The following is a 14,819-nucleotide window of genomic DNA, read 5'->3' as shown; positions in this document are numbered from 1 at the left end:
TTTCAAGTTGCTGATGAAAGTTTGTCGTTTGTCGATGATGACAAGGCCACTTACTGTAAATGACATCGGAGCAAACACCCATAGGACAGCAATCATGAGCCAAGCAAACACCCTTAATCATTCTTTCAAAAGTCACGTTTTAGGCTACCCAAGAGTTGGAGAGCAGCGAGAGTTAAAATTTGCGTTAGAAAAATATTGGAAAGGCGAATTTACGGAGCAGCAACTTCGAGACGTCGGCAAAACCATACGCCAGCAAAACTGGGCAACCCAATCACAGCTAAGCTTTGTAACAGTTGGTGATTTTGCTTGGTACGATCATGTTTTATCGACCAGCGCGTTGATAGGACACCTTCCAAAACGTCATCGCGGCGACAGCGATATTAGCTTGGATACTCTGTTTAAAGTTGCAAGAGGGCAATCGAACTCAGGCTGTTGTGGTGCTGCGGCATCGGACATGACCAAGTGGTTTAATACTAATTACCATTACATAACCCCAGAGTTTTCAGCTGATGATAAATTTGAATTAAGCTGGTCTCAATTGTTTGATGAAATTGAAGAAGCGTTAGCGCTTGGACACAGTGTTAAGCCTGTATTACTCGGGCCGATTAGCTACTTATATTTGGGCAAAGAGGTCGATAGCTTTGATCGCCTCACTTTGCTACCAAAATTGGTGGCCGTCTATCAACAAGTCATCCAGCGATTGGCCGATTTAGGCATTGAGTGGTTACAAATTGATGAGCCAATATTGAGTTTGGATTTACCTTCTCAGTGGTTACAAGTCTTCAAACCTACGTATGATGAGCTTGGTGGAACCGTAAAACTGCTACTCAGCAGTTATTTTGACCGAATTGACGATAAGCTAGCTATAATTAAAACGTTAAGGGTTGATGGTGTACATTTAGACTTAGTGGCAAATGAAGCACAGCTGATCGAGGCACTGTCGGTGTTACCTAACGATTGGGTAATCTCATTAGGTGTGGTGAATGGGCGAAATGTGTGGAAATGCGACGCCCACTATTGGCTAGAAAACCTGTCTAATTCGTTGAATGGGAATGCTACGTCGGCTCGACAGATTTGGATAGGAAGTAGCTGCTCTTTATTGCATTCGCCACTAAATTTAGAACTAGAAACGCAGCTACCTGCTGACACCAAATCATGGTTTGCGTTTGCTAAACAAAAGGTATCTGAGGTTTGCCAGATAACTAAGGCGCTATCTAATCCAAGCGAGTATGCGGAAAGGGTGCTCGCATATAGTCGACCGATACATCAACGTAAAAACTCAATCAATGTCCATAAACCGCAGGTCCAACAAAAGCTACAACGTTTAAAAGAGCAGTCTAGCGATCGGCTTTTACCCTTTCCAGAACGCCAAGCAGCGCAGCGAAACGCTCTTAACTTGCCGCTCTTTCCAACAACAACCATCGGCTCTTTTCCTCAGACAGGAGATATTCGCCGTCTGCGCAGTCAGTTTAAAACGGGAGCGCTTACATTTGACGCTTATCGCAAGCAAATCCGATCTGAAATTAAAGCAGTCGTTGAGCGCCAAGAATCGTTAGACTTAGATGTGTTGGTCCACGGTGAACCTGAACGAAATGACATGGCTGAGTATTTTGCCGAGCAGTTGAATGGTTTCCAAACTACGCAGTACGGTTGGGTCCAAAGCTATGGTTCTCGATGTGTTAAACCGGCAATAGTGGTTGAAGACATTGAAAGACTAGAACCAATGACTGTTGATTGGACACGCTATGCTCAGTCTCTGACCACTAAGCCAATGAAGGGAATGCTAACAGGCCCTGTGACACTAATGTGCTGGACTTTTCCTCGAGAAGACATCACTCGTCAAACTATCACCCAGCAACTGGCAATTGCGTTAAAAGAAGAAGTGTCTGACTTGCAAGATGCTGGCATCAATATTATTCAAATTGACGAGCCCGCACTAAGAGAGGGGCTACCGCTACGTCTTGCTGATCAACAGCATTATTTGGAGTGGGCAGTAGACGCATTTAAGGTTTCTGCATCAAGTGCGTTACCAGAAACACAAATTCATACGCATATGTGTTATAGCGATTTTAACCAAATTATTGACTCAGTCGCTCACTTAGATGCCGATGTGATCACCATTGAGACGTCGAGATCGAATATGGAGTTGCTGGATGCGTTTGAAGCGTTCGACTATCCAAATGAAATTGGACCGGGTGTTTACGATATTCACTCACCCAATATTCCATCGGAGCAGTGGATGGAGCAATTGGTTAAGCGAGCTTCGACTCAGATTCCAAAAGAGCGACTCTGGATAAACCCAGATTGTGGTCTTAAAACAAGAGGTTGGGATGAGACCGAAAAGTCACTGAAAAATATGGTGAATGTAGCGAAGAAATTGCGCAAGGAATTTGCGTAGTAATAATCCGCACAGCCTAATGGGCTGTGCGGCATTAAATTGGGTTTTAGTGCACCCAATCTTTTAACGTAAATTCTAAGGTGTTGATGCCGTTTTCTAGGGTTAAGGTTTGTTTGGTTAGTTTGACATCATTCCAGTCACTCAGCCCTTGTGACATCGCCATTTCATAGCTCATAACCTCTTCAGGACACATTTTCATGGTTGACGCCATTTGTGCAATTCTCAGTGAGTTGCCTTCAAGTTCGACTTGCCCAAAGAAGTTGTTACAACCGGCGTTACCGTTAGCGGTAAGTTTCTCACCAATTTCTAGGTTCGGTACGGAAAACCCCTCCAATACTGTAATCGCTTCACCATTTACAGAGACAAGTTCCCAATTATGATGTTGTAACTGCGCTGCAGAGAGCACTGTGGTCGCGTCGTTCATCGCTGCATCCGATTGTTCACTCGAGGTTGCGCCGCAGGCGGCAAGCAGACCGACAATTGCGGCTACGGTTAAAGTTTTACGCATAATGAAATCCATGTTGATTGATTACGATATTGAGTATAAACAACAATATAACGCAATTGTCAGGGTAAAGTGAGGGACTACGGGCTTTTATTTTTTCTACTGAGCTGTGTATAGTGATAATGATGTACAACAGTACAATCGTTTTAGCGTCAACGTATCATATACGGAGAAAGCAATGGAACAGCTTGATTTTATCGGTGTTGCAAGCCCCTGCGTTGGCATATGCAGTATGAATGATAGTGGCTATTGTAAAGGCTGTATGCGCAAGCGTGACGAGCGTTTTCAGTGGAATTCTTACTCAGACACCCAGAAGCAACATGTCATCAAACTGTGCCGTCAACGCTATGTTCGTGCTCGGCGTAAACAGTCTCAAAAGCCCGTTCAATCCGATGTAACCTCGCCATCACCGCAACAGCTGTTATTTTAATTTCTAAAGCAACTGTTGATCTTTTTCGTTATGGCACTGGCCACAAATTAGTGAGGTCCGCTTACTAACACTGCATCCCATTTTTTGCAAAATACTCTTTTAAGAACTCTGCAACATCACTGTCTAGAATATCAAACTCATTAACCACATCACTGATTGAGTTAGCTCGGATTCGATCTGAGTCATCCACATTCAACTCTTTGCTCATCTGGTTTTCGTACAATCGCCAATGGGTGAGTAATCCTCGATCATGGTCAGAACCCAAAATCTTAAACATTAATGGCTTAAGCAAAATTGGGGTGGAGGCAAAATTCAAAAAATTCCATTTTAATATTGTGAGCTTTTCTTGCGAGTAAGTTAGGTTTTCGTCTTGGTAGATTTCGTAGGCATTAAAAATGAGATCCAAGTGATCGTGATTTCGCTGCTGCTCTTCTTCTGATTGCATTTTTACTGGGTCGGTCATTTGCGCACAAGCGAAGATCAGTTGAAAAAGTCGAGGACGTTTCATGACAAACGCCATCAAACACACAAGAAAACGATACAGTGAGATGTTTGAGTCACTGTCGTGGTGGGTTACTTTTTGCAGTTCTATCATGTAGCGAGTCATATAATTGTGACAGGCGTACAAAATTTCCTCCCAAATCTGATGCTTAGCGCCAAAATAATGTCTGATTAAACTGTGAGACACACCGGCTTTCTCACTAATATCCCTAAGCGAAACTTGCTGGTAGCCATGATCACAAAACAAAATGGTAGCAGTGGTCATTATCTTGATCTTAGTGATTTTTGCTTGTTCAGCGGTTCGACGACCTTGTTTCTTCGCTGCCATTATTTGCCTTCCAACACTGATAATTCCTACATTTCGCTCTTTTGAATAATTTTATTGTACGTTTGTAAAATATATTGTCAAATTCTGAATTATGAATATACTGCACGAGTGTGTAATAAATAACGGATTGAATAGTGAAGACCTCTAAAATAGCGTTCGCATTGATATCAACGATGTTGTTGCTTGGATGTGAAGTGGAGTCGAAAGAGTCCTTATCACCGACAATTAAGCCAGTTAAAATGAGCCAGTATCAGAAGAAAATTGGTACTAATCAACATCGCTTCTTGGGTGAAGTCGTCGCCGCAAATCGGACTGTCATGTCGTTTCGTGTGGCTGGTGAGGTGACTCAACTTGATGTGGAAATGGGAGAGCACGTTGCGAAAGGGGATGTCATTGCAACCTTGGATCAAAAAGATTACCAACTTGCCCTTGCTGCAAAGCAAGCTGAGCTCGATCTTGCCCGTGCAAAACATCAACGCTCGGAGAGTCTTTATTCACAAAGCCTGATTAGCCGAGATCGCTATGACCAAAGTGTCACTCAGTTTGAGATTGCTCAAGCTGAACGAGATCAAGCACGAACTGAGCTTAACTACTCGGTACTAAAAGCGCCATTTGATGGCATGGTGTCGATTAAGCATGTGTTAGCTCATGAAGTTGTTGGCGCGCAGCAACCAGTAGTAACCCTTGTGGACACTCAATCTTATGAAGTGAGATTTGATGTACCAGTTACAACCGCTCAATCAATCTTGGACGCTGATTTTGGATTGATCTTCCGTCTTGACGCAAAACCAAATCAACCGTTAATGGCGAGTGTTACCGAATCCTTTATTCGTCCCGACCAGGACACCAATACCTTCCAAATTACGGCCTCTTTAGAAGCGAGCGAAACACTTGCGTTGCTACCAGGGATGAGCGGCACAGTTGAAGTCGCAGAGCAAGGCGTGAGCTTTTCAACATCCATACCGACTTCGAGTTGGATCGAGGTGACTGCCACGGACGGAATTACGAATGGATGGGTATGGATTTATAACCCAATTAACAGTGAAGTAAGTAAGCGCCACGTTACTATTGACCATGAACAGAATACGTTAACGGGAATCAACGACGGTGAGTACTTCGTGACCACAGGGGTTAGTGCACTACAAGACGGACAACAAGTGCGTCCTTGGGTGAGAGAGCGAGGCATATAATTAATGATACGGAATCATTCAATGAAAAAATTAGCTGTGATCCTTTTGCCCTTATTGAGCGTGGGATGCAACCCTACTTCAGAACAAATAAAACCTGCGCCATTGGTGGTATCAACCTACAACGTAGATCAAGCGGTTAGTGTCAAACAGAGCCAATTTCAGGGGGCAGCTACGCCTTATGACTTAACTAAGCTCTCTTTTAGGCAATCTGGAAAGATTAGCCAATTGCTCGTTAAAGCAGGGCAACAAGTTGAAAAAGGCGATGTAATTGCAACGCTAGACGACGTAAAACAAAAACAGCAAGTAAATGATGCCGAAGCAAAGTTTGAACTTGCTCAAAATCAGCTGCTGCGCTCAGAGCAACTTAAGCAGAAAGGCATGATTTCAGCTGCTGAGTACGAGGAGCTTACAGCAAATTACACATTGGCCAAAATCTCATTAGAACTGGCCAACAGAGAACTAGCGTTTACTGAACTCAAATCGCCATTCTCAGGGTTAGTGGCTGAGGTACCTGTAAAACAATATCAAGTGATCCAACCAGGTGATGTCATTGCGTCTTTATATGATGGCTCAAGAATATTGGTGGCAACAACGGTTCCCGATAGCTTTGTTACCTGGCTACAAGATCAACCTAAAGGAGAGCTGACTGCCGATGTAGAGTTTTCTTCGAATTCTGGTGAGTATCGAGCGACTTTGAAGTCGTACAGTGGCGAGCCACTTGAAACGGCAAACAGCTACGTCGCTCAATTTGAGTTACCACAACTTGATCCGCCGGTATTACCAGGTACATCAGCAACAATCAAAGTGGATGCAAACGGAGATTTGGCCAAATCCAAAATAGCCGTTCGTATACCGACTAAACTTCTTGTCGCTGGGGATGCAGCCGAGCAATTTGTAGTATGGAAGTTAGAGCAAGGTCAAACGGTTAAACAACCGGTTCAGGTGGGACAGATAAATCGTAATGGCGCGGTAATTAACAGTGGTGTCGAGCTTGGTGACAAGCTCATTGCAACAAATCTGCTTAAACTCGAACAAGGCAGTGAACTACACATTGTGGAAGGGATTCATCAATAATGAACATGGCTCAATTTTTTATTAACAAACGCGTTATTAGCTGGCTATTCATTGTCGTTTTATTGATTGGCGGTGCGCTTTCATTTCAGAATTTAGGGCGACTTGAAGACCCTGCATTTACTGTTAAAGACGCGATGGTAATTGGTATTTACCCTGGTGCAACTGCATTAGAAGTTGAAGAAGAGCTGACTTACCCGCTAGAAAAAGCGATTCGTCAACTGCCTTATGTGGACAAGGTGACGTCAAATTCGAGCAAGGGTAAGACACAAATCATGGTTAGTATGGGCATGCAGTATGGGCCCGATGAACTTCCGCAAATTTGGGATGAAATGCGGAGAAAAATTAACGACTTAGAGCCAAGTTTGCCCTCTGGATTGCAAAGTTTACAGGTTTATGATGATTTTGGTGACGTCTATGGTCTGTCGCTGATGTTAACGGGGAAAACCTACGATTACATCGAGCTAAAACGCTTTGCTGACTACTTAGTCCGCGAGCTTGAGCTTGTGGATGGCGTCGGAAAGGTCAATATTTCTGGGTCGCAAAGTGAGCAGATCTTTGTTGAGGTATCTACTGAGCGTCTATCAACATTTAATATAGACCTTAACTCTGTTCTTGGGTTGCTGACACAGCAAAATGCGGTTCAATCTGCCGGCGCTGTCATGATTTCAGGTGAATCACTGACAATTCGTCCAACCGGAACACTGACCTCCATCGAAGAGTTAGGCGAGCTTGTAATCCATGGTCGCGACACAGGTAAATTGATCCGGCTAAAAGACGTCGCGACATTAAGTCGAGGTATCGCTGAGAAGCCATCGCATCAATTGCTGTTTAATGGTTTGCCGGCTTTAAATATTGGTATCTCTTACGCGGCTGAGGTGAATGTTGTCGAAGTAGGTAAACGCATCGACGCGCGTTTAGCTGAGCTTGAAAAAGATACACCGCTGGGTATGCAATTGGACACCTTTTACGACCAAGGAGCTGAAGTTGAGCAATCGGTAAATGGCTTTCTAATCAGCCTTGCGGAGGCTGTTGGCATCGTGATTGTCGTGTTGCTGTTTGTCATGGGGTGGCGAAGTGGTTTAATCATTGGATTGGTATTGCTGCTTACGGTGATGGGTACCTTCATCCTCATGGATAATCATGGAATTGAACTTCATAGGATTTCATTGGGCGCACTGATTATCGCACTCGGTATGTTGGTCGACAACGCCATTGTGGTGGTTGAAGGGATACAATCGGGCATGAAACGTGGCCTAAGCAAAATGAACGCTGCCATCGCGATTGTTAAGCAAACTCAATGGCCGCTACTCGGCGCAACCGTAATCGCCATCACCGCTTTTGCACCAATTGGCTTGTCTCAAGATGCGACAGGAGAATTCATGGGATCGCTGTTTTGGGTTCTTTTGTATTCACTTTTCTTAAGTTGGGTGACCGCGCTCACGATAACTCCATTCTTAGCAGAACTTTTTTTGAAAGAGGTCGATTCTGTTGATGGTGAAATTGAAGAGCCATACCAAGGGTTTGTCTTTACTTTGTTTCGCAAGAGTCTAGTTCTTGCTCTAAGGTTTCGTTGGTTATCCATCATTATGTTGGTCGCTCTAATGGGCTCGGCGGTGGTAGGCTTTAAAGAGGTTAAGCAACAGTTTTTCCCAATCTCAAATACGCCGATTTTCTTTGTAAATGTATGGATGCCACAAGGGACAGACATTCGAGAAACATCGGAGCAAGTGTCAGAGATTGAAGCCTTTGTGCGTGAGCAGCAAGAAGTTGATTATGTCGCGACGACAATCGGTCAGGGCATGCAGCGCTACATGCTGACTTATAATTCTGAAAAGTCGTATGAGTCTTATGCTCAATTGCTGGTGCGCGCTAATGACTTAGACTCATTGTTTACGTTAGTTGAGCGGTTTTATCATCAGCTTCCTGTTGAGTATCCAATGGCAAACTTCCGCATTCAAGTTGGTGAATTTGGCCCATCACCGGCGTCAAAAATTGAAGCACGAATTGTAGGTCCAGATACACACACTTTGCGCTCCATTGCGACAGACATTGAAAAGATCATTGCAGCGGATCCAGGGGCGCGAAACGTAAAGAATAACTGGCAAGAGCGCACAAAAACGCTTGTTCCCCAATTTAACGAATCGAAAGCGCGTCGATTAGGCGTCTCTAAGCAAGATTTCTCCAAAACGTTAAACATGGCGTTTGGTGGCAGCACTATGGGGAGCTTTAGAGACGGCACCAAACAACTACCCATTGTAGTTAGATTGCCTGAAGCAGAACGTCTGGATGTAAACACTCTGGAGTTGCTTAAGATATGGAGCCCTACTATGCAGAGCTATGTTCCATTAACTCAAGTGATGGACGACATAACGTTGCAATGGGAAGAGCCGTTGATCATGCGTCGCGATAGAAAACGTGAAATTACCGTACTGGCGGATCACGACATACTAAGCAGTGAAACCCCAGCAGTACTGTTTGATCGTATTCGACCTGCAGTTGAAGCGTATCCTATGCCAATTGGCTACGAACTGCAGTGGGGTGGTGAATACGAATCGCAGAATGACGCTCGAGAAGCTTTGGCAAGTGCAATGCCACTTGGATACGCCATAATGTTTATTATTACCATGCTTCTATTTAACTCGGTAAGACAGCCACTGGTCATTTGGTTAACAGTACCACTTGCGATTATTGGTGTGTCGTTTGGTCTACTAGGAACTTCGATGCCATTTTCATTCACGGCTTTATTAGGTTTGTTGAGCTTAAGCGGCATGATTTTGAAAAATGGTATTGTACTGATGGATCAAATCAACATGGATCTATCGAGTGGTAAAGCGCCATATGACGCGGTGCTGGACAGTGCGACCAGTAGGGTATTGCCGGTAAGTATGGCGGCAATAACAACGATATTGGGGATGTTACCGCTGATTGTCGATCCGTTCTTTGGTTCTCTTGCGGTCACAATTATGGCAGGTTTAGGCTTTGCTACCGTGTTGACGCTCATTGTTGTTCCATTGCTTTATGCAACATTCTATAACGTGAAAGCTTAGGTTCACTCCACACTAGCAATCATAGTTCTAAAGGCTAACAGTAATGTTAGCCTTTTTATTTGGGCTTCTTATACCAAGCAAAGCAATTACCTAGTTATTCTTGCTCGTTAAAATCACTGATAACGGCGTTAATGATCTTGTAGGTAGAACAACTATCTACGGCAATCTTTGCCTTGTTCTCAGCGATTTTTCCGTCGCAATTTTCTGACCAGTTAATCACTTCGATTGGTATGATACCTGCGGCGCTGCGGAGTGATAAAGCCCAAATAAAACAAAACCCCGAAGCTGGTAAGGCCTCGGGGTTTCAAATTCTTTTTCGATTACTGGGTGGTAAATCCAATAGTCGTATATGCAAAAGGTTGGATTATCCAGCTAATTCCTTGGTAGGGAATTAGATACGGATGAAGTCCATGTGCTCAACTTTTGGCTTGAACGCGTGACGTTGAACGTCTTGTGGCTTAACCTTAACTTCTGCGCCGTCTACCACTAGAGTGATTGACTCGTAGAACTCAGGCTTGTCCATTTGGTTCAAAACTTCATCGTGGCTTAGAGCGATTGCAACTGCTTCTGCTTCACCACCATAGATAACTGCTGGGAATTTACCAGCGTGACGTAGGCGGCGGCTCGCACCTTTACCTAGTTCAGTACGTACTACTGCTTCAAATTTCATAGTATAACTCTCGAAATTGATGATTAATTAAGTCCCACAATGTAATGCGACCTTACTTGTGGCTAGTTCGCTTGCGTTTGTTTCATATTAAATGAATGGACAAACAGCTAAAGCGAGCGCGGAGTCTATCATCATGCCCCGTTTGAGGCAAGATGTTCACAGGCTTTCGAATCGATTTTTCGCTAATCCATAATCCCCACTACTAACCGGAAAGTTCATCGTCAAAAATCTTCTCTTTTAACGTCCAAAATCGTCCCTGTTTCGCCGCAACAATAAATGCAGGTAAACGAAAGCGGTGCTGATTGTCGACGGCTGCAGTTGGCGTTAGAGCGTTATAAGGATTATGTTTATCGGCAAGGTGTGGGCGTACAAACTGTTTTGCAAAGCGCTGTTTTTGAGCTTTGCTGGTTAAAAACCACTGTTCACTGACGCGAGCGCCTTCTTCGCTGACATAATCGACCTTTAGATAGTTTTTATTGTTCTTGTCTTTGCGCGTTTCCATCGTCATATCGTGACAGGCAAACACCAAGTGATTTTTTAGGTTGAGTGCGTCTTTGAGCTTTTTATCAGGATCAACCAAAACGGCGTCACACTCATAACATATTCGAGCCGCGATATCGTTGCCTGCACCGCATTGGTTGCAATACTTGGCCTTAAATCGATAGTCACAATGCTCTCGATGACCATTATCATCTTCAAAGTAGCCGCGGCATTTTCGGCCAAAGTGCTCTAGTAAGTATCCATTGCTATCTAATTTACCCCAGAAGTTATTGTTGAAACCACACGCTGGGCAGGGGATGGTCACGATTTCACTGTCTGAGTCAGGTTTAGGTTCGCCAACCTCAGGCTGATATAAATCAAAGGTATTGCCCGCATATTCGAGTATCAAGCATTCTTGTTTTCCGTCGCAAAGCCGTAACCCGCGTCCGATAATTTGCTGATAGAGACTCACAGACTCTGTTGGCCTTAGTATCGCAATGAGATCTACATGAGGGGCGTCAAATCCGGTGGTCAGTACAGACACATTGACAAGATACTTTATATCGCGTTGTTTAAACCGCGTGATGATGTCATCTCGTTCTTTAGTCGGCGTATCGCCGATGACAATCGCAGATTCTTGCTCAGGTAAAAGCGATAGTACTTCTTGAGCATGCCGTACTGTCGCGGCAAAAATCATGACCCCATGCTTGTCTTTGGCAACACTTAATATCTGTTGGACGATTTGTGGAGTGACTCGACGACTGGCGTCTAGCACCTGATCGAGTTCGGACTCTTTAAACCTTCCCATACTCGTAGGCTTAAGAGTTGAAAAGTCATAGCTTAGCGTCGGCGCATCCAATATTCTGGCTGGGGTTAAAAAGGATTCATCAAGTAAATATTGTATAGGGAGTTCGTAGATGCAATCTCTAAAGTACCGCTCTGAGTCCGTTCTTACCATGCCCTTTGTGTGGTATTGGTAAATCCATCCCAATCCCAAGCGATAAGGTGTTGCAGTAAGACCTAATATTCGAATAGTGGGGTTGATAGATTGCAGGTGACTAAGTACTTTTTGATAACTTGATTTTTTGTTGTCGGAAACTCGATGGCATTCATCGATGACCACCAGCGAAAAGGGTTGGCTAAACTGCTCCAAACTATTTACCACCGATTGTACAGACGCAAAGACGACTTGCTGTTGGTGTTCCTTTCGTCCTAAACCTGCAGAAAAAATGGATGCCGTGACACCGTAACTTTCATACTTGGCGTGATTTTGCTCGACGAGCTCTTTGACGTGCGTCAAAACAAGAACTTTACCGCGGGCAATTCGTGCCAATTCGGCGATCACTAAGCTCTTTCCTGCTCCCGTAGGAAGAACAATTACCGCAGGTGAGTGATGACGACGGAAATAGTGAACAACAGCTTTAACGGCATCGGATTGATAATTACGAAGTTTGTACATCTGAAGGTAAAATTTGTCACACAATTAAGACGAATACTCGTATAATAGTGCCTTCGTTCGATTTCTTAGTCCACTCCTTCTGCAAGCAACATTTGCACGGGTGCCTTCAAGCATCGTCCATCCTCTCAAAGTAATAATAGGTGTAGCAGTAATGCGGTTAGACAAATTTCTTTGTGACTGTTTAGGAGTCACTCGCAAAGAAGCGACCAAACTTCTCAAGTCAGGTGCCATAGAACTTAATCAAAAAACAGTGAAAAGCGGGTCAACGAAAGTCTCTGACCAAGATTCGGTGTGTTGGCAGGAACGGGAATTAACCCTCAAGGGACCTCGTTATATTATGCTCTACAAGCCAGAGGGCTTTGTTTGCTCGCATGAAGATGGATTTAATCATACCGCGTTTGTATTGTTAGACGAGGTTCGTTATGACGACTTGCATTTTGCTGGCCGTTTGGATGTGGATACCACAGGATTAGTGTTGATTACCGATGACGGGCAATGGTCCCATCGAATCACGTCACCAAAACACAAGTGTTCCAAAACCTACCTAGTAGAGCTTGCTGACCCAATTCAATCGCACTATGCCACTGAGATAGAGCAGGGGATATTGCTTCGAAATGAAAAAGAGCCGACAAAACCCGGTGTGATGGAACAAATTGACTTACATACCGCTCGCTTAACCATTTCTGAAGGGAAATACCATCAAGTTAAGCGCATGTTTGCCGCGCTCGGAAACAAAGTAGAAGGATTGCATCGAGAGTCGATCGGTGCGATCACTCTTGACCAAGACTTAGAGCCAGGCGAGTACCGAGATCTCACCGAACAAGAAATCCTTTCCGTATGGCCTAGATCAAAGGAACATGAATGAACCAAGTTCAAGCCCCAAAGCTGAGTCTTTTTCTATTTATTTTACTCGGTGCAATCAGTGCAATAACACCACTGGCAATTGACCTTTATTTACCCGCAATGCCCGCGATTGCTGATGGGTTAGGTACAGAAGCAAACCGTGTTCAAGTGACGCTTACTATCTACACGGTAGGATTTGCGCTAGGGCAACTGTTGCATGGGCCATTGGCAGACAGTTATGGGCGTAAACCTGTATTGGTGGCGGGTGTCGCAGCCTTTGGGCTGGCCGCGATTGGATGTACCTTCGCACCTAACATCGATACGTTAATTGCTGTACGGGCAATACAAGGCTTTGCAGGCGCTGCTGCCGCTGTTGTGATCCAAGCAGTAGTGCGGGACATGTTCCAGCGAGAAGATTTTGCGCGAACCATGTCTTTTATTACGCTGGTAATGACCGTTGCGCCGTTAGCCGCACCATTAATTGGTGGCTATTTATCGGTGTTCTTAGGTTGGCGATTTATCTTCGGCGTATTAGTGGTGTACGCGATACTCATTTTGGTCGCTATTTTAAAATACATCCCAGAAACCTTGCCGGTAGAAAAAAGGCAACCTTTACGCTTAAAGTCAACGTTGCAAAACTACGCGAAACTGCTAACTAATAAAGTCGTACTTGGACTGGTGTTGTGCGGCGCGTTTTCATTTTCGGGGATGTTCGCATTCTTAACCGCGGGTTCATTCGTCTATATCGATATTTATGGTGTAGCGCCAGAACACTTTGGTTACCTGTTTGGGCTCAATGTAGTGACATTAATTATGATGACCACATTGAACGGCCGAATTGTGAAGCAAAAAGGTTCGCACTACATGATTCGTTTAGGACTCACCATTCAATCAATCGCCGGTCTAGGGCTGTTGTCTGCTTGGGTGTTTGACTTAGGGTTATGGGTGATTGTCCCCAGCGTGATGCTTTTTGTTGGTGTTATGTCGATAATAGGCAGTAATACGATGGCACTGTTACTTGAAGAGTATCCGAGTATTGCGGGAACCGCTTCATCGCTTGCCGGCACATTGAGATTTGGGGTGGGTGGTTTAGTTGGCTTTGCCATCACCTTAATGCCAAGCGAACAGAGTTGGCCAATGCTGGTTACTATGGCCTTTTGTTCTATGTTGTCTGTAGCGTTTTATATTACCTTGGGGAGAAAAGCTTAATGAATATCTATGTTCAACAGATCCGCAGCGTGCTAGATGACGCGATCGGAGAGCTAGCGGTAGCTCATGAGTCTAAGAAAGTGGCCAATACCCCAGTGAGCAATACCAATTATTTGGCGCGATGGATCACCAATAGCATTAAAAAACAGCGCTATGACAGCTGCGTCGCGAAGGACTTAATTGGCTGGCAAAAAATGGCACGAAGCAGTGGCAATAGCAGTGCTCTGTATACAGAGTTTCTTCGCTTACAGTCGTTTTACCAGCAATTATTACCGTCGATGGAAGAGTTGCAGCCTGTTACGGATTTGCATATCAATCAATTGCTGGATCGCTTGGAAGAGGCCGGATGGAGCTGGACAAACGAATTTGAAATCACTGGCAAAAACCAAGTGTTTACTGAGGGCAAAAGTTCGGTTGTAATGTGCGCTAAAGAGTGCGAAGAGTGGTTTGAAGCTATTGATGGTTCTGAGGCTGAACGACTTCACAAACCGATTAGAGTGTTTGTTAGAGGCGATCATCAGCAGTTTATAGAAACCGCGATGCAAGTAGGGCTGTTGGTGCATAAACAAAGTGATTACAAGTCGGTGATCAAATACCACGGCCTATACTGGGTGTTTCCTGAAAACTGTGGAAAAACGCGCCCTGAGATCCCAAACGCGTTTCCGACACCAGTGTAAAACTAGTC

12 protein-coding genes are annotated in these 14,819 nt (G+C 44.4%); 8 read left to right on the top strand and 4 right to left on the bottom strand.

All coding sequences use genetic code 11. The features are described 5' to 3' along the window. Positions 1-94: 94 nt before the first annotated feature. Positions 95-2,398, top strand: coding sequence for a 5-methyltetrahydropteroyltriglutamate--homocysteine S-methyltransferase (gene metE / locus JQC93_RS05945; protein ID WP_205157564.1), 2,304 nt, complete (start codon positions 95-97; stop codon positions 2,396-2,398). 46 nt (positions 2,399-2,444) lie between these two features. On the opposite strand, the gene JQC93_RS05940 is transcribed toward metE, so the two are convergent. Then, complete coding sequence (locus tag JQC93_RS05940; RefSeq protein WP_205157563.1) at positions 2,445-2,918, bottom strand: META domain-containing protein; 474 nt, start codon at positions 2,916-2,918, stop codon at positions 2,445-2,447. Between the two features lie 163 nt (positions 2,919-3,081). On the opposite strand from JQC93_RS05940, the gene JQC93_RS05935 reads away from it, so the two are divergent. After that, a complete protein-coding gene (locus tag JQC93_RS05935; RefSeq protein WP_205157562.1) occupies positions 3,082-3,333 on the top strand; it encodes a DUF1289 domain-containing protein in 252 nt (83 codons plus the stop codon). A gap of 64 nt (positions 3,334-3,397) precedes the next feature. On the opposite strand, the gene JQC93_RS05930 is transcribed toward JQC93_RS05935, so the two are convergent. Next, positions 3,398-4,162 (bottom strand): TetR/AcrR family transcriptional regulator, encoded by a 765-nt coding sequence (locus JQC93_RS05930; RefSeq protein ID WP_205157561.1) that lies wholly within the window; start codon positions 4,160-4,162, stop codon positions 3,398-3,400. A gap of 134 nt (positions 4,163-4,296) precedes the next feature. Here JQC93_RS05930 and JQC93_RS05925 point away from each other — a divergent pair, with 134 nt between their 5' ends. From JQC93_RS05925 to JQC93_RS05915, 3 genes are read left to right on the top strand one after another with little or no spacing between them, the layout of a single operon-like run. Next, the gene (locus JQC93_RS05925) at positions 4,297-5,352 is read left to right on the top strand and encodes an efflux RND transporter periplasmic adaptor subunit (protein ID WP_205157560.1); all 1,056 of its coding nucleotides are present in this window, start codon (positions 4,297-4,299) and stop codon (positions 5,350-5,352) included. Positions 5,353-5,373: 21 nt separating this feature from the next. Next, the gene (locus tag JQC93_RS05920; RefSeq protein WP_205157559.1) at positions 5,374-6,426 is read left to right on the top strand and encodes an efflux RND transporter periplasmic adaptor subunit; all 1,053 of its coding nucleotides are present in this window, start codon (positions 5,374-5,376) and stop codon (positions 6,424-6,426) included. Further along, the gene (locus JQC93_RS05915; RefSeq protein WP_205157558.1) at positions 6,426-9,473 is read left to right on the top strand and encodes an efflux RND transporter permease subunit; all 3,048 of its coding nucleotides are present in this window, start codon (positions 6,426-6,428) and stop codon (positions 9,471-9,473) included. The genes JQC93_RS05920 and JQC93_RS05915 overlap by 1 nt, the downstream gene beginning before the upstream one ends. A 391-nt stretch (positions 9,474-9,864) precedes the next feature. On the opposite strand, the gene rplY is transcribed toward JQC93_RS05915, so the two are convergent. Both rplY and JQC93_RS05905 read right to left on the bottom strand, forming a co-directional pair. Then, positions 9,865-10,143 (bottom strand): 50S ribosomal protein L25, encoded by a 279-nt coding sequence (rplY, locus tag JQC93_RS05910; RefSeq protein ID WP_205157557.1) that lies wholly within the window; start codon positions 10,141-10,143, stop codon positions 9,865-9,867. A 202-nt stretch (positions 10,144-10,345) separates the two neighbouring features. Further along, positions 10,346-12,082, bottom strand: coding sequence for a DEAD/DEAH box helicase (locus JQC93_RS05905; RefSeq protein WP_205157556.1), 1,737 nt, complete (start codon positions 12,080-12,082; stop codon positions 10,346-10,348). 151 nt (positions 12,083-12,233) lie between these two features. Between JQC93_RS05905 and rsuA the strand changes: the two genes are divergently transcribed. The 3 genes from rsuA to JQC93_RS05890 are packed head-to-tail and all read left to right on the top strand — an operon-like array spanning position 12,234 to position 14,811. Continuing rightward, on the top strand, positions 12,234-12,947 hold the full coding sequence (gene rsuA, locus JQC93_RS05900) for a 16S rRNA pseudouridine(516) synthase RsuA (RefSeq protein WP_205157555.1): 714 nt from the start codon (positions 12,234-12,236) through the stop codon (positions 12,945-12,947). After that, positions 12,944-14,134, top strand: coding sequence for a Bcr/CflA family multidrug efflux MFS transporter (locus JQC93_RS05895; RefSeq protein WP_205157554.1), 1,191 nt, complete (start codon positions 12,944-12,946; stop codon positions 14,132-14,134). Before rsuA ends, JQC93_RS05895 begins: the two co-directional genes overlap by 4 nt. After that, the gene (locus JQC93_RS05890) at positions 14,134-14,811 is read left to right on the top strand and encodes a DUF2913 family protein (RefSeq protein ID WP_205157553.1); all 678 of its coding nucleotides are present in this window, start codon (positions 14,134-14,136) and stop codon (positions 14,809-14,811) included. The genes JQC93_RS05895 and JQC93_RS05890 overlap by 1 nt, the downstream gene beginning before the upstream one ends. The last annotated feature ends 8 nt before the right edge of the window (positions 14,812-14,819 follow it).

It is taken from the genome of Vibrio ulleungensis (assembly GCF_016900875.1).
In the GTDB taxonomy this organism is placed as follows: domain Bacteria; phylum Pseudomonadota; class Gammaproteobacteria; order Enterobacterales; family Vibrionaceae; genus Vibrio; species Vibrio ulleungensis.
The sequence above is the reverse complement of the archived record's forward strand: the minus strand, read 5'-3'. Positions and strand labels throughout refer to the sequence as shown.